Raw genomic sequence first — 22,916 nt, 5'->3', positions numbered from 1 at the left:
ACGCCGTTCGATCATCCGTCAATCGTTTGATGGAGAAGATCGAAAACACTGTCCGGAGGCGTCGGCTCCGGCGTGGAACGGGTGTCAGCCGCTCAGGTACAGGTGGCCGTCGGTCACCTCGGCCATGCGCAGGGCCATGCGCAGGATGTTCATCCGGGTCAGCAGGTGGTCCAGCAGAGGGGTCTCGTAGTGGCGCCTCCCGGCGATGACCGGGATCACCCCGTCGTCGGGGACCGAGGTCTGCCAGTCGCGGGCCAGGGCGTTCAGCTCCTCGGCGAACGCCGCCAGCTCGTGGTGCCCCACCGTCAGCTCCCCGTCGGACAGGCGCGCCAGGAGGGGCAGGCCGAGGCGTTCGGCGGGCTCCACCCAGTGGCGCATCACCGTGCCGTGGGCTCCCAGCGGATGCTCGTAAAGCTCTGTCTCCCGTTGGCCGGGGCCGCGGGGAGTGCCGTGAACAGCCAGGTCGAACGACATGCCGGACAGGCTAGGGCGTGCCGGAATCCGGGCGCGACGCGTTTTCCGGGCGGGAGGGGGCCGACGCGTCGCGGCGCGTGCGCGCGTGGAGCAGGCGTGTGCGCAGGACGGCCATCGCGCCGACGCGGTTGCGGTGGGTCGTTCCCTGGTCCTCGCAGACCACGACGGTCCCCGTGGGCAGGTGGGTGATCCGCACGGTGCGGTTCCCCCCGGGGTCCGGCACGCCGCAGCCGCGCAGCCGGAGGAACTCCTCGACCCGCACGTCCTCGTCCGGGACGCGGACGGGATCGAAGGACAGCGCCATCGGCAGCACCTCCACCCGCACCCCCGGACCGGACGGGCGGGAGCCGTCCTCGCCCGCCAGCCACCCGAACGCGCCGGGCCCGCCGATCCGCATCGTCACGGAGCGGACGGCCCACTCCCCCATCCCCCGGTCGTAGGTGCGCGCCGGTCGGCCCGCCCGTCTCGCGCGTTCCAGGTAGTCCTGCCAGAGCTCGTACGCCCGGCGCTCGCTCTCGCCGGGGTCCGCCGTGACGGTCACGAGCGCCTCGCGTTCGGCGTACTCGCCGGGCGCCTCGCCGGGCAGGGCGCGGAGGCGTTCCTCCAGCGCCGCCAGCTCCGCGCGGCACTCGGCCGCCAGCGCCTCGCCCTCGGCCAGCTCCAGCAGCTCGGTGAGCTCGGCCCTCTCCGCGCGCAGCCCGTCGAACTCGTCCAGGAGCGCCCGGACGCGCCGCAGCCGGAACGCGACGATCTCGGCGGCGCTTCAATGCGCGGGATCGGACAGCAATCCCGCCAGCCGGGCGGCCTCCGCGCGCAGAAGTCCGTCGTCCATGCCCCCACCCTAGAAGGTCGTTCGCGCCACCCGCGTGAACGGGCCGGGGAACGGAACTCTTAGCAGCCAAGGAACAATCGCCCGTCCGGTTTGGTGGCCCGGATGCGTGGCGGCGGGCTGGAGCGCGCTCCATGATCCTCCCCATGAAGCCCCTCCCCCGCCTCGCACTGGCCGCCCTGCCGCTCCTCGCCCTGCCCGGCGCCCCTCCCCTGCCCGCCCGGGCGGACGCGCCCCCGCCCCCCGGCACCCACACCCGCACCATCGCCATGGGCCGGTGGCAACGTCCCTACCTGCTGCACGTCCCCGAGGGCCGTCCGGCGCGGGGGCGGCTTCCGCTGGTGGTCGCGCTGCACGGCGGGCTCAACGACGCCGCGTACCTGACACGGCAGAGCCGCCTGAACGACCAGGCCGACCGGCACGGATTCGCCGTGGCCTATCCCAACGGGCTGCTGGGCACCTGGAACGCGGGCGGCTGCTGCTCGGTCGCGCGCGTGGCCGGGGTGGACGACGTCGGCTACCTCGACCGGCTCCTCGACACGCTCGTCCGGGAGGGGCTGGCCGACCCGCGCCGGGTGTACCTGACCGGGTTCTCCAACGGCGGCGGCATGGCCTACCGGTACGCCTGCGAGCGCCCCGGGCGCGTCGCCGCCGTCGGCGTGGTGTCCGGGTCGCTGGCCAGCCACTGCCGTCCGCGTGAGCGGGTGTCGGTGCTGGCCTTCCACGGCACCGCCGACTTCTCGGTCCCCTACCACGGCGGCGGCAACCTCGACTTCGACGTCAGGGTCCCGTTCCTGCCGGTGCGGTGGGTCATGGACATCTGGCGGCGGCTCAACGGCCTGCCCGCGCTGGCGCGCCCCTACCTGGACCGGGGGCGCACCCGCTGCCGGACCACCGGCCGTGGCCCGGACGGGACCGAGGTCGCGCTGTGCACCGTGGACGGCGGCGGCCACGAGTGGCCCACGGCCACCGGCCGGGCGGGTGTCGACGGCAGCGCCGTCCTGTGGCGCTTCTTCCGCGCCCACCCCCGGCCGCCCGCCGCGCCCGGCGGCTGAGCGGCCGCGCGGCCCCGCATGATCGTGGAGGGGTCGCCGGCGGTCTCTGGAGTCCGGTGACAAAACCCGGCGGGCGGTTTCGCCGTCGCGCCCAGAGACCGCCGGGGCGGGCGTCACGATAATTCGTGCGGTGCCCGATCCCCCTTCGCACCCCGAGGACGCCCGGCTCGTCGACGCGTTGCGGGCGCGGCGGCCCGAGGCCGTCGGACAGGTCTACAACGTGCACGGGCCGCCGTTGATCGGTTACGCCGACGCGCTGCTCGGCGACCGGGACGCGGCGGTGGAGGCCGTGCGGGCCGCGCTGCTGCGGGCCGGCGCCGCGCCGCGGGCCGTTCCCGAAGCCGGTGAGCTGCGCGAATGGCTGCACGACCTGGTCCGGCGCGAGTCGCTCGAACGCGTCCTCGGCGGCGCGCCCCCTCCCCCGCCGCCTCCGCCCGTGGCTCCGGTGGACGCACCCACGCTGGCCGACCTCGCCGGGCCCGGCCCGGAGCCGCCGCACCCCGGGCCCGCTCGGCGCGGACGGCGACGTCTGGGGCTGGTCGGCGCGGCCGCGGCCGCGGCGCTGGTGACGTGCGCCGCGTTCCTGCTGCTTTTCGACGCGTCCGCGCCCCGGCGGCCACCGGCCGGGGACAGGGCCCTGACGCCGCCGACACCGGTCGTCACCACGCCCGCGCCCTCCCCCACCGCGACGGCCTCCCCCTCGGCCTCCCTGGCTCCCAAGCCCTCGGCCATCCCCTCGAAGCGGCCGGGCAGGCCCCGCGACGAGCGGCGCCGCGCCCCGCGCGGACGGCTCGCGGTCGGCGACGCCGGATGCCGGGGGATCGGGGTCGCGGGCCTGCCCCGCACCTGCCGGATCACGCTCACCGCGCGCGGCGGGCCCGTCCGCTGGTCCGTCTCCTCGGTGTCGGGGCGGGTCTCCGCCTCCGGCGGCGGGCGGCTGGGCGGCGGCGACTCCGCGTCCGTGCGCGTCACCGTATGGCCCTCGGTCCGCTGCTACGTCGGCGGCCGGGGCTCCGGCGCCGTGCGGTTCTCCCCCGGCGGGACCGCCCGGATCTCCTACACCTGCTGGCGGCGCTGACATGCTGGCATCCTGTTCCGCATGGGTGTGCGTGATCAGTGGCGGGAGAGCCGGGAGCGGGCGGCGGCCGAGGCCGAGGAGAGGAGACGGCTGGAAGGCCAGGCCGAGGGCGTCTACCTGTCGACGCTGCCGACGGGCCCGCACGCCTTCGAGGAGATCGGCGTCATGTGGGGCGAACGCGCCGACGAGCCGGACGCCGCCCTGCGGGAGCTGCGGCTGACCGCTTTGGGCCAGGACTGCGACGGCGTGCTCGGCGTCGGGCTCTGCGGGGTCACCGAGCCCGATCCGTACAACAGCCATTTCACCCGCGGGCGCTTCGTCGCCTACGGCACCGGGGTCCGCTGGATCGACGGCTGACGTCCCGCCTTACCTCCGTTTAACGCCCCCACCGCCATGCTCACGCCCATGCGGGTGCTGGTGGTTGAGGATGAACGGGTGCTGGCCGACGCCATCGCCGAGGGACTGCGCGAGGAGGCGATGGCGGTCGACGTCGTCTACGACGGGGACGCGGCGCTGGAGCGGGCCTCCCACACCGGCTACGACGTGATCGTGCTGGACCGGGACCTGCCGGTCGTGCACGGCGACGAGGTGTGCCGGGAGCTGGCCGCCCGGAGCGAGCCCGGACGGATCCTGATGCTGACGGCCGCCGGGGACGTCAGCGACCGGGTGGACGGGCTGGCGCTGGGCGCCGACGACTACCTGCCCAAGCCGTTCGTGTTCGGGGAGCTGGTGGCGCGGGTGCGGGCGCTCGGGCGGCGGTCCCGGCCCCCGGTGCCGCCGGTGCTGGAGCGCTCCGGGATCCGCCTGGACCCGCACCGCCGGACCGTGACGCGCGACGGGGCCGAGGTGCGGCTCACCCGCAAGGAGTTCGCGGTGCTGGAGGAGCTGCTGCGCGCCGAGGGCGGGGTCGTCAGCGCCGAACGCCTCCTGGAACGCGCCTGGGACGAGCATCTGGACCCGTTCAGCAACATCGTCCGGGTGACGATGGCGACGCTGCGCCGCAAGCTCGGCGAGCCACCGGTGATCGAGACCGTCACCGGGGCGGGGTACCGGCTGTGACGCGGCCGACGGTGAACCGGCTGAGCGTGCGGACCCGGCTGACCCTGGTCTACGGGTCGCTGTTCCTGGCCACCGCCGGCGTGCTCGTCGCGGTGACGTACCTGCTGACCAGGCGGACGCTGGACAAGCATTTCGCGCCGAAGGCGGTCCGGATCAGCGCCCGGGAGATCGGGCCGCTGCCCCCGACCCCCGAGCAGGTGGAGGTCCTGCGGGAACAGGCCGAGCAGCAGATCGCCGAGCAGAAGGCCCAGGCGCTCCAGCAGATCCTGCACAGCTCGCTGGCGGTGATGGTGGTGCTCTGCCTGTCGGCCCTGCTGATCGGATACCTCGTCGCGGGGCGGCTGCTGCGGCCGCTGCACACCGTGACCGCCACCGCGCGGCGGCTGTCGGAGAGCACCCTGCACGAGCGGATCGCGCTGGACGGCCCGCAGGACGAGATCAAGGACCTGGCCGACACGTTCGACCGGATGCTGGACCGGCTGCACCGGGCGTTCGACGCGCAGCGCCGGTTCGTCGCCAACGCCTCGCACGAGCTGCGCACCCCCCTGACGATCAACCGGACGGTGCTGGAGGTCGCGCTGGCCAGCTCCAAGAACCCGCCCGAGACCAAGGCCCTGGCGGACGTGCTGCTGGGCAACACCGCCCGCCACGAACGCCTCATCGAGGGCCTGCTGCTGCTCGCCCGCTCCGAGCGCGAGCCGCGGGACGTGACCGACACCGCCCTGCCCGACGTCGCCCGCAGCGCCCTCGACCAGGTCGAGCACCTGGCCGACGGCGTGGAGGTGAGCACGCGGCTGGGCGAGGCCACCGTCTTGGGCGACCCGGTGCTGCTGGAGCGCTGCGCCGTCAACCTGCTGGAGAACGCCCTCAAGTACAACCTGCCCGAGGACGGGCGCGTCTGGCTGTCCACCGGCCGGGAGAACGGCGCGGCCGTGCTGCGCGTGGCCAACACCGGGCGGCCCGTGCCCGCCTACGAGATCGGGACGCTCTTCGAGCCGTTCCGGCGGCTGCGCGGCGACCGGGTCCGGTCCGCCGAGGGCGCGGGATTGGGCCTGTCGATCGTGCGGGCGGTCGCGCACGCGCACGGCGGGACGGTCGAGGCGGTCCCGCGCGCCGACGGCGGCCTGGAGGTCACCGTCCGTCTGCCCGCGCGGTGAGCAGCCGGGGCACGATCTTGCCGACGGCGTTGCGCGGCAGCTCGGCCAGGAAGTGGACGTCGCGGGGCACCGCGTGGCGGGCCAGGGCCGCCTGGACGTGGGCGCGGACGGTGTCGGCGTCCAGGTCCGCGCCGGGGCGCGGCACGACGAACGCCGCCGGGCGCTGCCCCCACGCGGGGTCGGGGACGCCGACCACCGCGACCTCGTGCACGCCGGGCAGCCGCAGGATGGCGTCCTCCACGTCGCGGGGCACGACGTTCTCCCCGCCCGAGACGATCATCCCGTCCCGGCGGCCGTCCACGAACAGCAGGCCCCGGTGGTCGACGTGGCCGAGGTCGCCGGTCGCCAGCAGGCCGTCGCGGACCTCCACCGGATCGCCGCCGGTGTACCCCTCGAAGATCATTTCGTTGGCGGCGTGGATGTGCCCGATGGTGGACCGCCCCACCGGGCGGCCCGCCGCGTCCAGGATCGCGAGGGTGGTGTTGCGCGGCGGGCGGCCCGCCGTGCGCGGGTCCCGCCGCAGGTCGCGCGGGGTGGCGATCGACACCCAGGACGCCTCGGTGGAGCCGTAGACGTTGTAGACGACGTCGCCGAACGCGTCCATGAACCGCGTGGCCAGGTCGCCGGGCAGCGGGCCGCCGCTCAGCGCCATGATCCGCAGTCCGGAGGCGTCGTGGGCGGCGCGGACCTCCGCGGGCAGGTCCAGCAGGCGCCGGGCCATCACCGGGACGGCGAACACGGCCGCCTCGCGGGCGGCGGCGACGGCGCGCAGGGTCCGTTCGGGGTCGAAGCGGCGGTGCAGCACCACCGGGCAGCGCAGCGCCCACGCCATCTGCAGCGCCGCGTAGCCCCAGGTGTGGAACAGCGGGGCCTCGATGACCGCCGTGTGCCGGGTGCGCAGCGGGAGCCGCGAGGTCATCGAGGCCAGCGGCCGGATGCCGGGCCGGGCCGGGCGGCGCGCGCCCTTCGGGCGGCCGGTCGTGCCCGAGCTGAGCATCACCGTGCGCGACAGCACCGGCGGCGGGTCGAGCCGCGCCCGCGGAACGGCCCGCACGATCTGCTCCAGGGTCGGCGCGCCGGGGGCGGGCGGCCGGTCGGCCCACACCACCGCGCGCCGCAGCGCGACCGGCACCTCCGCCAGCACCGGGGCGAACTCGGCGTCGGCGACCAGCAGGCCCGGGCGCATCTCGCCGAGCACCGCCCGGGTGCGCTCCCCGCCGAAGCCGGTGTTGAGCAGCACGACCTCCACGCCGCGCTTGCTGCACGCCACCAGCGTCTCGGCCATGCCCCGGTGGTTGCGGCACAGCACGGCGACGCGGGGCCGGGGGCCGGTCAGCGGCAGCCCGGCGGCCAGCCGGGCGGTGCGGTCGTCGAGTTCGGCGAACGTCAGCGCGCCCGCGTCGTCGACGAGCGCGGTCCGGTCCGGGTCGCGGGCGGCGGCCGCCGCGACGGTCCCGGCCAGGGTGGTCCCCCAGCGGCGCAGTTCGCCCAGGTGGGCGGGGATCCGCCGGCGCGGGCCCGCCAGCACCAGGCCGCTGCGCAGCAGCAGCGACGCCAGATCGCGGGCATGGCCGGCCCGTCGTCGGGGTCCCGGGCGGTAGACGGGTCGCGCGTGCGCCACCTTGCCTCCTGGGGAGACTCCTCCGGAGCGTTGCGCACACGGTACTTACGTGACCGTAGGTTCACAAGGGCGTGGCGCGTCCCGGCCCGATGTCAGTGGTTACTGACGAGTAGTATTTCCGGTTACCAGCGAGTAGCATCCTGCTCGTGGGTACTCGTGCCGTCCGCACCGCTCGGGCGGCACGGGGCTCAACACCACCGACCACCCCAGAGGGAGGACGACCCGTGCCTCGCACCGCACGTGACGTCGTGTTCGTCGACGGCGTCCGCACGCCGTTCGGCAAGGCGGGCCCCAAGGGCCTGTACGCCGAGACCCGCGCCGATGACCTGGTCGTGCGGGCCATCCGCGAGCTGATGCGCCGCAACCCGTCCCTCCCGCCGGAGCGGGTGGACGAGGTCGCGGTGGCCGCCACCACCCAGACCGGCGACCAGGGCCTGACCATCGGCCGCTCCGCCGCCGTGCTGGCCGGGCTGCCCAAGTCCGTCCCCGGCTACGCCATCGACCGCATGTGCGCCGGCGCGATGACCGCCGTCACCACCACCGCCGCCGGGATCTCGTTCGGCTCCTACGACGTGGTGATCGCCGGTGGTGTCGAGCACATGGGCCGCCACCCGATGGGCGAGGGCGTCGACCCCAACCCGCGCTTCCTGGCCGACCGGCTCGTGGACCCGACCGCGCTGGTGATGGGCTCGACCGCCGAGAACCTGCACGACCGGTTCCCGCAGATCACCAAGGACCGCGCCGACGCCTACGCGGTGCGCAGCCAGCAGAAGGTCGCCGCCGCCTACGCCGCCGGGAAGATCCAGCCGGACCTGGTGCCGACCGCGATCCGGTCCGCCGAGAAGGGCTGGGGCCTGGCCACCGAGGACGAGCCGCCGCGGCCGGGCACCACCCTGGAGGACCTGGCCAAGCTGAAGACCCCGTTCCGCGTGGCGGGCAACGTCACCGCCGGCAACGCCGCGGGCCTGAACGACGGCGCGACCGCGTGCCTGCTGGCCGCCGAGGACGTCGCCGCCGAGCTCGGCCTGACCCCGAAGATGCGCCTGGTGGACTTCTCGTTCGCCGGCGTCGAGCCGGAGGTCATGGGCGTCGGCCCCGTCCCGGCCACCGAGAAGCTCCTGGCCCGCAACTCGCTGACCATGGACGACATCGGCCTCATCGAGATCAACGAGGCGTTCGCCGTCCAGGTGCTGGCCTTCCTGGAGCACTTCAAGATCGCCGACGACGACCCGCGCGTGAACCCCTGGGGCGGCGCCATCGCCCTCGGCCACCCGCTGGCCTCCTCCGGCGTCCGGCTGATGAACCAGCTCTCTCGCCTGTTCGAGGAGCGCACCGACGTCCGTTACGGCCTGACCACCATGTGCGTCGGCATGGGCATGGGCGGCACCGTGCTGTGGGAGAACGTGAACTGGGAGGGTGCCAAGTGAGCACCGACATCAAGAGCATCTTCGCCGGCGAGGTGGCCACCCACGCTCGCGTACGCGACGTGAAGCTGCCCCACGGCGCGGGCACCCTGGCCCTCATCACCCTCGACAACGGCCACGACCACACCAAGCCGAACACCTTCGGCCCGGGCGGCCTGACCGAGCTGAACGAGGCCATCGACGCGATCGCCGGGCGCGACGACATCGTGGCCGTCGGCGTCACCGGCAAGCCGTTCATCTTCGCGGTCGGCGCGGACCTCAAGGGCGTCCCGCTCGTCCGGCGGCGCGAGGACGCCCTCGCGATCGGCAGGCTCGGCCACGACGTGTTCCGCCGCCTGGGCGAGCTGAAGGTCCCCTCCTTCGCCTACGTCAACGGCGCGGCCATGGGCGGCGGCGTGGAGATCGCCCTCCACTGCACCTACCGCACCATCTCCGCCGGCGTCCCGGCGCTGTCGCTGCCGGAGGCGTTCCTCGGCCTGGTCCCGGGCTGGGGCGGCACCTACCTGCTGCCGAACCTGATCGGCGCCGAGAAGGCCCTCAAGGTCATCATCGAGAACCCGCTCGCCCAGAACCGGCAGCTGAAGGGCAAGCAGGCGTTCGAGCTGGGCATCGCCGACGCGATCTTCGACTCGGCCGACTTCCTGGAGGAGTCCCTGGCCTGGACCGCCCGCGTCCTCAAGGGCGAGATCGAGGTCGTGCGGCCCGCGGTCGACAAGGGCGAGGCGTGGGACAACGCCGTCAACATGGCCCGCTGGACCGTGGACGGCAAGCTGCACGGCGCCGCCCCGTCCTACGTGCGCGCCATCGAGCTGGTCGCCGCCGCCAAGGACCGCTCGCGCGACGAGGGCTTCGCCGCCGAGGACGAGGCGCTGGCCGACCTCATCATGGGCGACGAGCTGCGCGCCGGGCTGTACGCGTTCGACCTCACCCAGAAGCGCGCCAAGCGCCCCGCCGGCGCGCCGGACAAGGCCCTGGCCCGCAAGGTCACCAAGGTCGGCGTCGTCGGCGCGGGCCTGATGGCCTCGCAGCTGGCGCTGCTGTTCGCCCGCCGCCTGGAGGTCCCGGTCGTGCTGACCGACCTGGACCAGGAGCGCCTGGACAAGGGCGTCGGCTACGCGCACGGCGAGATCGACAAGCTGCTGTCCAAGGGCCGGGTCTCCCCCGACAAGGCCAACCGCCTCAAGGCCCTCATCTCCGGCTCGCTGACCAAGGACGCGTTCGCCGACGCCGACTTCGTCATCGAGGCCGTCTTCGAGGAGATGAGCGTCAAGCAGAAGGTGTTCGCCGAGCTGGAGGAGCACGTCTCCCCCGAGTGCGTCCTGGCGACCAACACCTCCTCGCTGTCGGTCAGCGAGATGGCGTCCGAGCTCAGGCACCCCGAGCGGGTCGTGGGCTTCCACTTCTTCAACCCGGTCGCGGTGCTGCCGCTGCTGGAGATCGTCCGCGGCGAGCGGACCGACGACGCGGCGCTGGCCACCGCGTTCGCGGTCGGCAAGCAGCTGAAGAAGTCCTGCGTGCTGGTCAAGGACGCCCCGGCGTTCGTGGTCAACCGCATCCTGCTGCGCCTGATGGCCGAGATCATCCAGACGGTGGACGAGGGCACCCCGATCGAGGTGGCCGAGCGCGCCGCCGCGCCGCTGGGCCTGCCGATGCCGCCGTTCGTGCTGATGGGCCTGGTCGGCCCGGCGATCGCGCTGCACGTCAACGAGACGCTGCACGGCGCGTTCCCCGACCGCTTCCCGCTGTCGGAGAAGTTCGCCAAGTTCGTCGCGGCCGACAAGCGGGGCGTCTACCTGCCCGACTTCACCCTCGACCCCGAGGCCGTGGAGCTGTTCGGCGGAGGCGACCGGCCCTCCACCGAGGAGCAGGTCCTGGAGCGGGCGCTGAACGCGCTCGCCCAGGAGATCGGGCTCATGCTCGACGAGGGCGTGGTGTCGGCTCCGCAGGACATCGACCTGTGCATGATCCTGGGCGCGGGCTGGCCGTTCCACCTGGGCGGCATCACCCCGTACCTGGACCGCGCGGGTGTCAGCGAGCGGGTCAACGGCTCCCGCTTCCTGGAGCCCGGCGTCGCGTCGCTGGCGAGGTGACGCGGCGCGCCGTGAGGTGACGCGGCACCAGCCGTCCGCGCGGGGACCCGGCAGCCCGCCTTCGGGCCCGCGCGGCACCAACTCCCCCGGTCATGCGGGGTGGCGGTGAGGGGAAGGGGGCGTCCCGGATTTCCGGGGCGCCCCCTTTCGGCCTTAGGGTCTGTTTTTGGTCACGGCCGGGTTTCGGCTGCTCCACCGAGGGTGATCATTCACCCGTCGTCGTCGTTCCCGGAAGTGACCACGTTCCGCAGTCAACCCGCCACCCCCGAGGAGCCAGAGGTGAACCTGTTCCGGACCAAATCGGTCGAGCAGTCGATCCAGGACACGGAGGAACCGGAGCACAGGCTGCGCCGGGACCTCTCGGCCCTCGACCTGACCGTCTTCGGCGTCGGCGTCATCATCGGCACCGGCATCTTCGTGCTCACCGGGCAGGTCGCCAGGGACAAGGCCGGGCCCGCCGTGGCCCTGTCGTTCGTCCTCGCCGCGGTCGTCTGCGGCCTGGCGGCCCTGTGCTACGCCGAGTTCTCCTCGACCGTCCCGGTCGCGGGCTCGGCCTACACCTTCTCCTACGCCACGCTCGGCGAGTTCCCCGCCTGGATCATCGGCTGGGACCTGATCCTGGAACTGGCGCTCGGCGCGGCGGTGGTGTCGGTCGGCTGGTCGGGCTACTTCGTCTCCATGCTCGACAACGTGGGGATCACGGTGCCGCCGGCGCTGGCCAATCCACCGGGCGTCGAGAACGGGATCGTCAACATCCCCGCGATCGTGCTGGTGCTGCTGGTCACCGGCCTGCTGATCCTCGGCGTGAAGGTCTCCTCGCGGTTCAACGCCGTCATCGTCACCGTCAAGCTCGCGGTCGTCCTGCTGGTCATCGTCGCGGGCCTGTTCTTCGTCAAGGGCGCCAACTACACGCCGTTCATCCCCGAGGCGAAGTCCAGCCCATCGGTGCAGGGCGTCGCCGCCCCGCTGATGCAGGAGCTGTTCGGCATCACCCCGGTCAGCTACGGCTGGCTCGGCGTCTTCGCCGCCGTCGCGATCGTCTTCTTCGCCTACATCGGTTTCGACATCGTCGCCACGGCCGCCGAGGAGGCCCGCCGACCGCAGCGCGACCTGCCCATCGGCCTGATCGGCTCGCTGGTCATCACCGCGATCCTGTACGCGGCGGTGTCCCTGGTCGTGGTCGGCATGCAGCACTACACCCAGCTCAGCAGCGCCGCGCCGCTGGCCGACGCGTTCAAGGCGGTCGGGCAGCCGGTGTTCGCCACGATCATCAGCGTGGGCGCCGTCGCCGGTCTCACCACCGTCGTGCTGATCCTGCTGCTGGGCCAGAGCCGGGTGTTCTTCGCGATGAGCCGCGACGGGCTGCTGCCGTCCTGGCTGGCCGCCGTGCACCCCAGGTACGGGACGCCGTACCGCTCGACCCTGATCATGGGCACGATCGTGGCGGTGCTCGCCGGGTTCATCCCGCTGGCCAAGCTCGCCGAACTGGTCAACATCGGCACGCTGTTCGCGTTCCTGGTCGTGTCGGTCGGCGTGGTCATCCTGCGCCGCACCCGGCCCGACCTGCCCCGCGCGTTCCGCACCCCGCTGGTCCCGCTGGTGCCGATCCTGTCGGTGCTGGCCTGCCTGTTCGTCATGCTGAACCTGCCGGTCGAGACCTGGCTGCGGTTCCTGGCCTGGATGGCCCTGGGCGCGATCCTGTACTTCGCCTACGGCGCCCGCAACAGCCGCCTCCGCGACCGGCCCACCGGGCACGTCCCCTTCACCAAGGGCTGACGGCCACCGGGGCGGCACGCCGATGAAAGGGCACTGTGACCTCGCTCACAGTGCCCTTTCCGTCATGACGTGGGCACAATGGCGCGCATGACAGCCCCTGTGCGCGTCGCGGTGATCGGCTCGGGTCCGGCGGGGCTGTACGCCGCCGAGGCCCTCGTCAAACAGGCCGACGGGAACGTCCGCGTCGACGTGCTCGACCGGCTGCCGACGCCCTACGGGCTGGTCCGGTACGGGGTCGCGCCCGACCACCCCTCCATCAAGTCCATCGCCCGCTACCTGCAGAAGGTGCTGGAGCATCCGGCCGTCCGGTTCTTCGGGGGCGTGGAGCTCGGGCGGGACGTCACCCGCGAGGAGCTGCTCGACTGCTACGACGCGGTGGTCTACGCGACCGGCGCGATGGTGGACCGGCGGATGGGGATCCCCGGCGAGGACCTGCCGGGCAGCGTCGCCGCGACCGACTTCGTCAACTGGTACTGCGGCCACCCCGACGCCGCCGACCACGTCTTCGACCTGTCGGCCGAGGAGGTCGCGGTCATCGGCGTGGGGAACGTCGCCGTGGACGTCGTGCGGATCCTCGCCCGCACACCCGAGGAGCTGCGGCACACCGACGTCCCCGAGCACGTGCTGGAGGCGCTGGGACGCAGCCGGGTCCGGCGCGTCCACATGATCGGGCGGCGGGGCCCTGCGCAGGCCAAGTTCACCACCAAGGAGCTGCGGGAGCTCGGCGCCCTGCCCAACTCCGAGATCCATGTGCGCCCCGAGGACATGGAGCTGGACCCGGCCGGCGCGGCGGTCGCCGAGAGCGACCGGCACGTGCGCGGCAACATCAAGGTGCTGCGGGAGTGGACCGGCCCGCCCGCCGGGGACCGGCCCCGCCGCATCGACGTGCGGTTCTGGCGGGCCCCCGCCGAGATCCTCGGCTCCACCCGCGTCGAGGGCCTGCGGCTGGAGGTCACCCGGCTCGGCGAGGACGGGCGGCTCGTCAGGACCGGGGAGTCCGAGACCCTGCCCGTCGGGCTGGTGCTGCGGTCGGTCGGCTACCAGAGCGTGCCGCTGGCGGGGGTGCCGTTCGACGAGCGCGCCCACGTCGTCCCCAACGCCGGCGGCCGCGTCCTCGGCCCGGACGGCGCGCCGGTCCCCCGCGAGTACGTCGCCGGATGGATCAAGCGGGGCCCGACCGGGGTCGTCGGCACCAACAAGTCCGACGCCGCCGAGACCGTCCGCCACCTGCTGGAGGACCACGCCGCCGGGACCTGGCCCGAGCCCGACCGCAAGATCGAGGAGCTGTTCGAGGCGCGCTGCCTGCCCGTGGTGACCTACGCCGACTGGCTCAACCTGGACGCCGCCGAGATCGCCCTGGCCCGCTCCCTGGACCGCGGCGAACGCGTCAAGCTCGCCCGCTGGGAGGCCATGCGCCGCGCCTGCCACCCTTCGTGACCGCGCCCGCCCGCCGTGACAGGCCGTACGAAACCACCGAAGAGACGGCGTGGCCCGGCGCTTCCCTCCGAATCGGCGTGACCTTCCAGGCCGTATCCGGCAAACGGCCGGGCCCACCGGGACCAGCCGCCGGGAAACCATGACGCGACGGTGACCGGAGCGCTACGGTGCGCGTGTGACCGGCGGTCCAGAGCTGTACGGATTCCCCCCGCCCGGCCTGCTGCCCGATCTCAGGTGGCTCGGCCCGGACTACGTCTCCGTACTCGTCTACGACCTGACGCAGGGCTTGCTGCGCCAGGACCCCGGCACGCACGTGATGGGCGTGCGGTGCGAAGGCGAGCCGGAGATGCAGGCGACGGTCGACCCGGCCGGGGTGATCCGCGCCCACGACGCGACCTTCCCGCTCCAGCTGTTCGTCCAGGACGGCGCCGGGCGGCCCTGGCGGCTACGCGGACGCTGGACCTACTCGGGCCGCGACCTGGGCACCCCCGCGGCGTCCATCACCCACTTCTGGCACCTGCTGTCCGCCGAGGGAGTGTGAGTGCCCGCGCGGGACGCGCGGGCACCCGACGGCTCGCTACTCGGTGGGCGCGGGGGTCCTGGGCGCGGCGTGCGGGGCGACCTTCAGCACGGCGGCGGTGATGTCGCGGGCCAGGCCCTGCGGCGTCAGGCCCAGGTCCTCCAGGATCATCGCGCGCTTGGCGTGGTCCAGGAACTCCTGCGGGATGCCGTAGGTGCGGACCGGGACGTCGGTCTCGCCGTCGCGCAGCAGGCGCGCGACCGCGTCGCCGACCGCGCCGACGCGGCCGTTGTCCTCCACGACCGCGACCAGCGAGTGCTGGGCGGCCAGGTCCACCAGCGCCGGGTCCAGCGGCTTGACGAAGCGCGGGTCCACGACGGTGACGCCGATGCCCTGCGCGGCGATCAGCTCGGCCGCGGCGACCGCCGGGGTCGCCATCGCGCCGGCGGCCACCAGCAGCACGCGGGTGCCGTTGGAGCCGTCGTGGCGGGCCAGCACGTCCATCGCGCCGACCTTGTCGATCGCCTCGATGTCCTCGGCGACCGGGCCCTTGGGGAAGCGCAGCGCGGTCGGCCCGTCCTTGATCGACACGCACTCGCGCAGCAGCTCGGCGACGCGGGCGCCGTCGCGCGGGACGGCGACGCGCATGCCCGGCACCAGCGACAGGATCGACAGGTCCCACATGCCGTTGTGGCTGGCGCCGTCGTCGCCGGTGACCCCGGCGCGGTCCAGCACGAACGTCACCGCCTGGCCGTGCAGCGCCACGTCCATCAGGACCTGGTCGAACGCCCGGTTCAGGAACGTGGCGTAGATCGCCACGACCGGGTGCAGGCCGCCCATCGCCAGCCCGGCGGCGGAGGTGACGGCGTGCTGCTCGGCGATGCCGACGTCGTAGATCCGGTCGGGGTGGGCCGCGGCGAACTCGGCCAGGCCCACCGGGTGCAGCATGGCGGCGGTGATGCCGACCACGTCGGGGCGCTCGGCGCCGATCCGGACCATCTCCTCGGAGAACACGTTGGTCCAGATGCGGCCCTTGGGCTTCTGCACGCCGGTCGCGCGGTCGTAGGGGCCGGGCGAGTGGAACTGCTCCTCGTCGTCCTGCTCGGCCGGGGTGTAGCCGCAGCCCTTGCGGGTGATGCAGTGCACGATCACCGGGCCGCCGAAGTCGTGGGCCTTGCGCAGCGCGTGCTCGACCGCCTGCTCGTCGTGGCCGTCGATCGGGCCGACGTACTTCAGGCCGAGGTCCTCGAACATCGCCTGGGGCTGGAGGATGTCCTTCAGGCCCTTCTTGATGCCGTGCAGCGCCTCGTAGGCGACGTTGCCGACGACCGGGGTCTTCGGCAGGTTCCGCTTGACCAGTTCGAGGGCGTGCTCGTAGGTCGGGGTCACCCGCAGGCCGGCCAGGTGGCTGGCCAGGCCGCCGATGGTCGGCGAGTAGGAGCGGCCGTTGTCGTTGACGACGATGATGACGCGACGGTCCTTGCCGTCGGCGATGTTGTTGAGGGCCTCCCAGCACATGCCGCCGGTCAGCGCGCCGTCACCGACCACCGGGACGACCACCCGGTCGCCCTCGCCGTTCAGCTCGAACGCCTTGGCCAGCCCGTCGGCGTAGGACAGGGCCGTGGAGGCGTGCGAGTTCTCGATGACGTCGTGCTCGGACTCGGCCCGGCTGGGGTAGCCGGAGATGCCGCCGCGCTGCTTGAGCAGGCTGAAGTCCTGCCGCCCGGTCAGCAGCTTGTGCACGTAGGCCTGGTGCCCCGTGTCGAAGAGGATCTTGTCGCGCGGCGAGTCGAAGACCCGGTGCAGCGCGATGGTCAGCTCGACCACGCCGAGGTTGGGGCCGAGGTGCCCACCGGTCTTGGCGACCGCGTCCACCAGGAATTCCCTGATCTCGTCCGCGAGCTGCGGCAGTTGCGCGGCGTCCAGTCGTTTGAGGTCCTCCGGCCCCTTGAGCGACTTCAGCAGGCTCACGCGTTTCAACTCCTCCATCGGGGGCCCGGTACCCCCGCTCGTCGGACCGCTCCGAGTTTAGTCCCGGTTTGCCCGCGCCGTGCCGGGGCTCGCGGGCCTCCGCCGACCCGCACGACATTCCCGTACCGTCCCCACACCGTCCGCACATCGTGTTCGACAGACAGGAGGCGCATGAGCGTCGAGGAGATCGTGCTGCTCAACGAGGCCGATGAGGCGATCGGCACCGCTCCCAAACTCTCCAGCCATCATGCCCACACCCCCTACCACTTGGCCTTTTCCTCCTACGTGGTCAATCCGGAAGGCAAGGTGCTCATCACCCGCAGGGCACTGAGCAAGCGGACGTTCCCCGGCGTGTGGACGGGGAGCTGCTGCGGCCATCCCGGCCCCGGCGAGGGGCTGCGCGACGCGGTGGCGCGGCGGCTGCGCGACGAGCTGGGTGTGACGGTGGACACGATCACCTCCGTCCTGCCCGGGTTCCGGTACCGCGCCACGGCCGCCGACGGGACGGTGGAGCACGAACGCTGCCCCGTGGTCCGCGCCACGACCTCCCGGACCTCCCTGGCCCTCGACCCCGACGAGGTCGAGGAGGCGCGGTGGTGGACGTGGGAGGAGTGCGTGGCGCTGGTGGACCACCCCGACTCCTCCCCCTGGTACCGCCTCCAGATGGCCGAGCTGGTCCCGCTGGGACCGCCGCTGGAGTGGCCCGACGCGGGCGTGGCGGATCTGCCCCCGGCGCTCACCTGGTGAACGCGGCCGGGCCACGGCGGGGCGCGCTCCCCCGCCGCGGCCCGGCGCCCGCGCCCCGCAGACCTTCGTAACCTCCAGATCTCGGTTCCTTATGGCCTGTTGACCGCCGCAACGGATGAACGGACGCTTGTTTCTCACGGGCACCGAAGGGACGGGCGATGCTTGGACGTGCAACCGGACGACGGGCGGTCGCGGCCGTCGCCGCCGTGCTCCTGGGCGGGACGCTGGGCCTGGCGGCCTGCGGCGGAGGCGACGACGGCGGCGGCAAGGGCGGCGGCGACGCCTCCAGGGTCGAGGTGTTCTCCTGGTGGACCGGTCCCGGTGAGGCCGACGGGCTCGCCGCCATGATCGAGGAGTTCAAGCGCAGGAACCCCGGCACCCAGGTCGTCAACGCCGCCATCGCGGGCGGCTCGGGGACCCAGGCGCAGGCGGTGCTGGCCAGCCGCCTGCAGAACCGCAAGCCGCCGGACTCGTTCCAGGGCCACGCGGGCGCCGAGCTGCTCGACTACATCAAGGCCGGGCAGATCGAGCCGCTGGACTCCTTCTACGACGAGAACAACCTGCGGTCGACCTACCCGCAGCAGCTCCTCCAGCAGATCACCTACCAGGGCAGGATCTACTCGGTGCCGGTGAACATCCACCGCTCCAACATCCTCTGGTACAACCCGGGGATCCTGAAGGACGCGGGGCTGTCCGGGCCGCCGAAGACGATCGCCGAGTTCAAGACCGCGCTGAAGACGGTCAAGGACAGGACCGGGAAGGTGCCGCTGTCGCTGGGCGCGCAGTGGACCGCCGACCACCTGCTGGAGAACGTGCTGCTCGGCGTCCTCGGCGCCGACGCCTACAACGCGCTGTGGAAGCCGGGCGCGGACTGGTCCAGCCCGACGGTCACCGCCGCCCTCAACGACTTCGCCGAGATCATGAAGTACACCACCGCCGAGGCCGCCTCCACCGACTGGCAGGGCGCCTCCAAGGCCGTGGTGGACGGCAAGGCCGCGTTCAACATCATGGGCGACTGGGCCTACGGCTACTACGTCAACCCCGCCCCGAACGGCCTCGGCAAGAAGGTCGACACCGACTTCGGGTACGCTCCCGCGCCCGGCACCGACGGCACCTACATGTGGCTGTCGGACAGCTTCACCCTCCCCAAGGGCGCGCCGCACCGCGGCGGGGCGCTGGCCTGGCTGAAGGTCGCCGCCAGCAAGGAAGGCCAGGACCTGTTCAACCCCAAGAAGGGCTCGATCCCGGCGCGCAAGGACGCCGACAGGTCCCTCTACAAGGGGTACCTGGAATACGCGTTCAACGAGTGGAACAAGCCCGGCGTCAAGCTGGCCGGATCGTTCTGGCACGGCGTGTACGCCAGCAAGAAGTGGCACACCGACATCGACACCGCGGTGGGCCTGTTCCTCCAGAGCAAGGACGTCGGCAAACTCCAGTCCGCCCTGGTGAACGCGGCGAAGAACAACGCCCAGTAATGGCGCGCGGGAACGCGGGGGTGCGGCGGCTTCCGGGCGGACGGGCGCCGCGGTGGCTGCCCGGGCTGCTGCTGGTCGCGCCCTCGATCCTGGCGATCGGCCTGTTCGTGTACGGGCTGATCTTCTGGAACCTGCGGGTGGCGGTCAGCGGCAGGCACGACGAGGTGACCCCGTACGGGTTCGACAGGGGGCGCAACTTCGTCGACCTGTGGGACGACCCGAGCTGGCCGCCCGCCGTGCGGCACGCCCTGCTGTTCACGGTGGTGTTCGTGGGCGGGGCGCTGCTGCTGGGGGCGCTGCTGGCTTTCCTGATGGAGAAGGGCATCGCCGCCGAGGCCGGGTTCCGGGCGGTGTACCTGTTCCCGATGGCGATCTCGTTCATCGCCGCCGGGGTGGTGTGGCGGTGGCTGATGAACCCCGCACCGCCCGAACGCGCCGTCGGCCTCAACCAGCTCTTCGGCGACCTCGGCCTGGACGCCTTGGCCAACGACTGGTGGCAGAACCCCACCTGGGGCATGGCCGCGATGGCGATCCCGGCGATCTGGCAGATGTCGGGGTACGTGATGGCGCTGTACCTGGCCGGGTTCCGAGGCGTCCCGGACGAGCTGCGGGAGGCGGCCCGGGTGGACGGGGCCTCGGAGTGGCAGGTCTACCGGTACGTGGTGTTCCCGCAGCTGCGGCCGGTGACGCTGTCGGCGCTGATCATCCTGGGGCACATCTCGCTGAAGGTGTTCGACCTGATCATGGCGATCGCGGGCAAGCAGATCATCACCTATGTCCCGGCGATCGCGACCTACGTGGAGGTGTTCGACCGGCATGACCCGGCCAACGGCGCCACCATCGCGACCTACCTGCTGCTGGCGGTGGCGCTGCTGGTGATCCCCTACCTCGTCTGGTCCGTGCGGGCGGAGCGCGTCCGGTGAGGGCCTCCCCGGTGGGGCGGACGGTCCGGTTCGCGGTGCTGCTGGCGTTCCTGGTCGTGTTCCTGATCCCGGTGTACGTGCTGGTGGTGACCAGCTTCAAGCCGCTGGACGAGGCCGACCCGGCGGCGGCGTGGGAGCTGCCGTCGAACTGGAGCCTGGACGGCTGGAGCGGCGCGTGGGAGACGTTGCGGCCGGGGCTGGCCAACAGCTTCAAGATCGCGGTGACGGGGTCGCTGATCGCGGCGGCGCTGGGGTCGCTGAACGGCTACGTGCTGTCCAAGTGGCGCTTCCCCGGCTCGGACGCGGTGTTCACGCTGTTCCTGTTCGGGATGTTCATCCCCTACCAGGCCGTCATGATCCCGCTGGCCGGGCTGCTGACGCGGATGGAGCTGGCCGGGACCATCCGGGGGCTCGTGCTGGCGCACGTGGTGTACGGCATCCCGATCTGCACGCTGATCTTCCGGAACTACTACGTGACCATCCCGAACGAGCTGATCGAGGCGGCGCGGGTGGACGGCGCGGGCCTGCTGCGCACCTACTCCTCGATCGTGCTGCCGGTGTCGGGCCCGGCGTTCGCGGTCACGCTGATCTGGCAGTTCACCTCGCTGTGGAACGACTTCCTGTTCGCGGTGTTCCTCGGCGCGCCCGACTCCTGGCCGGTCACGGTGATGCTGAACAACACCGCCGGGTCGGGCGCGGTCGCGGTGCAGTACAACCAGCAGATGGCGGCGGCGCTGCTGGCGTCGCTGCCCACGCTGGTGGTGTACCTGCTGCTGGGCCGGTTCTTCATGCGGGGGCTGATGGCCGGGGCGCTCAAGGGGTGACCGGCCCCGGATAAGCGGGCGCTGACTTTTTTCGGCCGAACCCCTTCACCGCCGGATGCGTGATCACTACACTGCGCGATGGGAGCACCACGTTCCCCGCCGCCCCCGCCCGTCACGGCGGCCCCGTTGTCCCGACCACTCCGGTACCGGACGTCAACCCCGGTGCCGCCTCGGACGTCACACCGGTGACCGAGGTATCCGCGCCACCCCCCGGCAAGGAGCCACATGGGCATCAGACGACTCGCCGCCCTCGGCGCCGTCTCCGGCGCCACGCTGCTCGGGGCCGCCGCCCCGGCCACGGCGGCTCCCCACCCCCCGCAGAACGGCCCGGGCGACCAGCCGGTCGGCCCGCCGCGCATCAAGGCGCAGCCGAACCCGTTCCGGCCCGGCGACAACCTCAACCTCCAGGTCACCGGCTGCGAGGAGGAGCCGAAGGCCAACGGCCCCCGCAACGAGATCTTCTTCAAGGGCGAGCCGGCCTCGTTCGACGACGAGGGCGGCGGCGTGTGGACCGCCATCGCCTCCACCCGCACCGACCTGAAGCCGGGCCGCGCCTACGTCACCGAGTTCTTCTGCGTGACCCCCAAGGGACCGGCGGGCTTCACGCTGCGCGCCACCGTCGCGGGCAAGCCCAAGCCGCCGGACGACGGGCCGCCCGGGGACGGCGACGGCCCCGGCGGGCCGCCCGCCGACCCCCGCTTCCGCTTCGACCACGGCGACGTGCGGCTGACGACCCGCCGCGCCGAGCCCGGCCGGACCGTCGGGATCCGGGTGACCTGCCCGAGCAGGGTGCGCGCGTACTCGGCGTCGTTCAGCAGCCAGCCGCGCATGGAGTGGGTCCAGAAGAACAGGTGGGAGGGCGTCGGCCGGTACAGGACGCACCTGCCGTCGATCGTGCGGCTGACGGTGGAGTGCGTCGGGTACGGCAAGGTGTCGTTCAGCACCGAGCCGGGCCGCCCCGAAGTGGACGACGGCGGGCCCACCATCCCGCGCGGCGCGCCCGACACCGGCGACGGCAGCACCCTGTCCCGTTCCGGCGGCGGGTCCGCCGACGCCGCCGGACCGCTGGCGGCCTCACTGGTCGCGCTGGCCGGCGCGGGCCTGGCGCTGCGCCGCCGCACCGCCCGGGAGGACGGCTGATGGTGGCCGCGGGCCGTCGCGCGGCGGCCTGCGGTCTGCTGCTGGCCCTGCTCGCCGGAGCGACCGCCGCGTGCGGCGGAGAGGACTACGACGGCGGCCCGATCGACCCGGGCGGGCCGGCCGCCGCCGCGCCCGCCGCCGCCGTCCGGCCGCTCCCCCGGTCGCTGCCCGAACGCATCGAGATCCCCCGGCTCGGCGTCTCCGCGCCCGTCAGCGAACTCGGCCTGAAACCCGACGGCCGGATCGAGGAGCCGCCGCTCAGCCGGCCGAACCTGACCGGCTGGTGGAAGAAGGGACCCACCCCCGGCGAGGGCGGCCCCTCGGTGATCCTCGGACATGTCGACGCGATGCGGAAACCCGCCGTCTTCCACCGGCTCAAGGAGCTGAAGCGAGGCGACCGCGTGAAGGTGACGCGCCGGGACCGGACGACGGCGACGTTCGCGGTCGAACGCGTCGAACAGGTGGCGAAATCGTCGTTCCCCGGCGAGAAGGTGTATGCCGAGGACATCGACTACGCGGCGCTGCGTCTGGTGACGTGCGGCGGGTCGTTCGACGCGGGTACGGGCCACTATCGCGACAATGTCATCGTCTATTCCCGTATGGTGGCCAACTGACCGTGCCGCACCGGACGTTCCGGCGCGGCCGACTGACGCGCGGGTGGAGCCGGCGCCGGGAACCGGACGTCGCCCCTCACGCGTTGCGGTCACGAGGGAGACCCATGGCGAGCACGGGAGGTGACGGCGTGCAGGCGATCAGTGTTCAGCAGCCCTGGGCCTTCGCGATCGCCAGGGGCGGCAAGAGCGTCTGCAACCAGCCCCTGCCCACCGCCTACCGCGGCCCGGTCCTGATCCACGCCTCGATGCGGGTCGACCTCAAGGCGTGCGACTCGCCCCTGGTGCAGCGGGCGGGCTGGAACCCGCGCGACCCCCTGGCCACGCTCGGCGCGGTGATCGCCGTGGCGGAGGTCGTGGACGTGTGCTCCGCCCCGGCGACCAACGGCTCCTGCGACTGCGGCCCGTGGGCCGAGCCCGGGACCTACCACTGGAAGCTGGCGGAGGTCCTGCCGTTGCCGCGCCCGGTGGTGGCGCTGGGACGGCCGGGGCTGTGGGAGCCACAGCCGACCCTGGTCACCGAGGTCCGCACGATGCTGGCCGCCACCGCGGCCCTGCACCGCTCTTAGGGCGCTTCTGATGGATCACCAGGATCATCCCGCAGGTCCCGTGGCAGCGCCGCGGATCGTCGCTCGCGGATCCGCTGTCACGCCGGTCACGGCAGTGCCGTCCGCCGGGACCTCTCAAGATTCATCGGAAACGCCC

The 22,916-nt window shown here is 72.9% G+C and carries 21 protein-coding genes; 17 read left to right on the top strand and 4 right to left on the bottom strand.

Going from position 1 to position 22,916, the window contains the following annotated elements; translation table 11 throughout:
• Positions 1-84 precede the first annotated feature (84 nt).
• On the bottom strand, positions 85-474 hold the full coding sequence (locus AKI01S_RS27495) for a hypothetical protein (protein WP_157420182.1): 390 nt from the start codon (positions 472-474) through the stop codon (positions 85-87).
• A 10-nt stretch (positions 475-484) separates the two neighbouring features.
• A complete protein-coding gene (locus tag AKI01S_RS27490) occupies positions 485-1,210 on the bottom strand; it encodes a PCRF domain-containing protein (RefSeq protein ID WP_281186148.1) in 726 nt (241 codons plus the stop codon).
• A 239-nt stretch (positions 1,211-1,449) separates the two neighbouring features.
• Between AKI01S_RS27490 and AKI01S_RS27485 the strand changes: the two genes are divergently transcribed.
• From AKI01S_RS27485 to AKI01S_RS27465, 5 genes are all read left to right on the top strand, one after another.
• On the top strand, positions 1,450-2,358 hold the full coding sequence (locus AKI01S_RS27485) for a CE1 family esterase (RefSeq protein ID WP_067824255.1): 909 nt from the start codon (positions 1,450-1,452) through the stop codon (positions 2,356-2,358).
• A 130-nt stretch (positions 2,359-2,488) separates the two neighbouring features.
• Complete coding sequence (locus tag AKI01S_RS27480; RefSeq protein WP_067824253.1) at positions 2,489-3,436, top strand: RNA polymerase sigma factor; 948 nt, start codon at positions 2,489-2,491, stop codon at positions 3,434-3,436.
• Between the two features lie 21 nt (positions 3,437-3,457).
• Positions 3,458-3,793, top strand: a complete 336-nt coding sequence (locus AKI01S_RS27475; protein WP_067824251.1) for a hypothetical protein — start codon at positions 3,458-3,460, stop codon at positions 3,791-3,793.
• A gap of 48 nt (positions 3,794-3,841) precedes the next feature.
• Positions 3,842-4,495 (top strand): response regulator transcription factor, encoded by a 654-nt coding sequence (locus tag AKI01S_RS27470; RefSeq protein WP_067824333.1) that lies wholly within the window; start codon positions 3,842-3,844, stop codon positions 4,493-4,495.
• Complete coding sequence (locus AKI01S_RS27465; RefSeq protein ID WP_245681802.1) at positions 4,492-5,652, top strand: sensor histidine kinase; 1,161 nt, start codon at positions 4,492-4,494, stop codon at positions 5,650-5,652. The genes AKI01S_RS27470 and AKI01S_RS27465 overlap by 4 nt, the downstream gene beginning before the upstream one ends.
• Here AKI01S_RS27465 and AKI01S_RS27460 read toward each other — a convergent pair.
• Positions 5,627-7,273, bottom strand: coding sequence for an AMP-binding protein (locus AKI01S_RS27460; protein ID WP_067824249.1), 1,647 nt, complete (start codon positions 7,271-7,273; stop codon positions 5,627-5,629). The genes AKI01S_RS27465 and AKI01S_RS27460 overlap by 26 nt on opposite strands.
• Before the next feature lie 224 nt (positions 7,274-7,497).
• On the opposite strand from AKI01S_RS27460, the gene AKI01S_RS27455 reads away from it, so the two are divergent.
• The 5 genes from AKI01S_RS27455 (at position 7,498) to AKI01S_RS27435 (ending at position 14,541) form a co-directional block, all read left to right on the top strand.
• Complete coding sequence (locus AKI01S_RS27455; protein ID WP_067824248.1) at positions 7,498-8,700, top strand: thiolase family protein; 1,203 nt, start codon at positions 7,498-7,500, stop codon at positions 8,698-8,700.
• Entirely contained in the window at positions 8,697-10,787 is a 2,091-nt protein-coding gene (locus AKI01S_RS27450) for a 3-hydroxyacyl-CoA dehydrogenase NAD-binding domain-containing protein (protein ID WP_067824246.1), read from the top strand. The genes AKI01S_RS27455 and AKI01S_RS27450 overlap by 4 nt, the downstream gene beginning before the upstream one ends.
• A gap of 279 nt (positions 10,788-11,066) precedes the next feature.
• Complete coding sequence (locus AKI01S_RS27445) at positions 11,067-12,563, top strand: amino acid permease (protein WP_067824243.1); 1,497 nt, start codon at positions 11,067-11,069, stop codon at positions 12,561-12,563.
• A gap of 87 nt (positions 12,564-12,650) precedes the next feature.
• Complete coding sequence (locus tag AKI01S_RS27440; protein ID WP_067824329.1) at positions 12,651-14,000, top strand: FAD-dependent oxidoreductase; 1,350 nt, start codon at positions 12,651-12,653, stop codon at positions 13,998-14,000.
• 175 nt (positions 14,001-14,175) lie between these two features.
• Positions 14,176-14,541, top strand: coding sequence for a hypothetical protein (locus AKI01S_RS27435; RefSeq protein WP_067824240.1), 366 nt, complete (start codon positions 14,176-14,178; stop codon positions 14,539-14,541).
• A gap of 36 nt (positions 14,542-14,577) precedes the next feature.
• Here AKI01S_RS27435 and dxs read toward each other — a convergent pair whose 3' ends face one another.
• Entirely contained in the window at positions 14,578-16,491 is a 1,914-nt protein-coding gene (gene dxs, locus AKI01S_RS27430; protein ID WP_067824327.1) for a 1-deoxy-D-xylulose-5-phosphate synthase, read from the bottom strand.
• A gap of 171 nt (positions 16,492-16,662) precedes the next feature.
• Here dxs and idi point away from each other — a divergent pair, with 171 nt between their 5' ends.
• The 7 genes from idi to AKI01S_RS27395 all read left to right on the top strand — a co-directional run bounded on the left by idi (position 16,663) and on the right by AKI01S_RS27395 (position 22,780).
• A complete protein-coding gene (idi, locus tag AKI01S_RS27425; protein ID WP_067824237.1) occupies positions 16,663-17,238 on the top strand; it encodes an isopentenyl-diphosphate Delta-isomerase in 576 nt (191 codons plus the stop codon).
• A gap of 158 nt (positions 17,239-17,396) precedes the next feature.
• Positions 17,397-18,713 (top strand): ABC transporter substrate-binding protein, encoded by a 1,317-nt coding sequence (locus AKI01S_RS27420; RefSeq protein ID WP_067824233.1) that lies wholly within the window; start codon positions 17,397-17,399, stop codon positions 18,711-18,713.
• Positions 18,713-19,636, top strand: coding sequence for a carbohydrate ABC transporter permease (locus AKI01S_RS27415; RefSeq protein ID WP_067824230.1), 924 nt, complete (start codon positions 18,713-18,715; stop codon positions 19,634-19,636). The genes AKI01S_RS27420 and AKI01S_RS27415 overlap by 1 nt, the downstream gene beginning before the upstream one ends.
• Positions 19,633-20,460: a carbohydrate ABC transporter permease gene (locus tag AKI01S_RS27410; protein WP_245681801.1), complete on the top strand. Its 828-nt coding sequence runs from the start codon at positions 19,633-19,635 to the stop codon at positions 20,458-20,460. Before AKI01S_RS27415 ends, AKI01S_RS27410 begins: the two co-directional genes overlap by 4 nt.
• 225 nt (positions 20,461-20,685) lie before the next feature.
• Positions 20,686-21,600 carry a hypothetical protein gene (locus tag AKI01S_RS27405; protein WP_084000302.1) on the top strand — a complete coding sequence of 305 codons (915 nt, stop codon included), beginning with the start codon at positions 20,686-20,688 and terminating at the stop codon, positions 21,598-21,600.
• Complete coding sequence (locus AKI01S_RS27400) at positions 21,600-22,214, top strand: class F sortase (RefSeq protein WP_067824224.1); 615 nt, start codon at positions 21,600-21,602, stop codon at positions 22,212-22,214. Before AKI01S_RS27405 ends, AKI01S_RS27400 begins: the two co-directional genes overlap by 1 nt.
• A gap of 104 nt (positions 22,215-22,318) precedes the next feature.
• The gene (locus tag AKI01S_RS27395; RefSeq protein WP_067824220.1) at positions 22,319-22,780 is read left to right on the top strand and encodes an ASCH domain-containing protein; all 462 of its coding nucleotides are present in this window, start codon (positions 22,319-22,321) and stop codon (positions 22,778-22,780) included.
• Positions 22,781-22,916 lie beyond the last annotated feature (136 nt).

It is taken from the genome of Actinomadura kijaniata NBRC 14229 (assembly GCF_001552175.1).
Lineage (GTDB): Bacteria > Actinomycetota > Actinomycetes > Streptosporangiales > Streptosporangiaceae > Spirillospora > Spirillospora kijaniata.
Note: the sequence above shows the minus strand (reverse complement) of the source record. Positions and strands in the feature narration are given on the sequence as shown.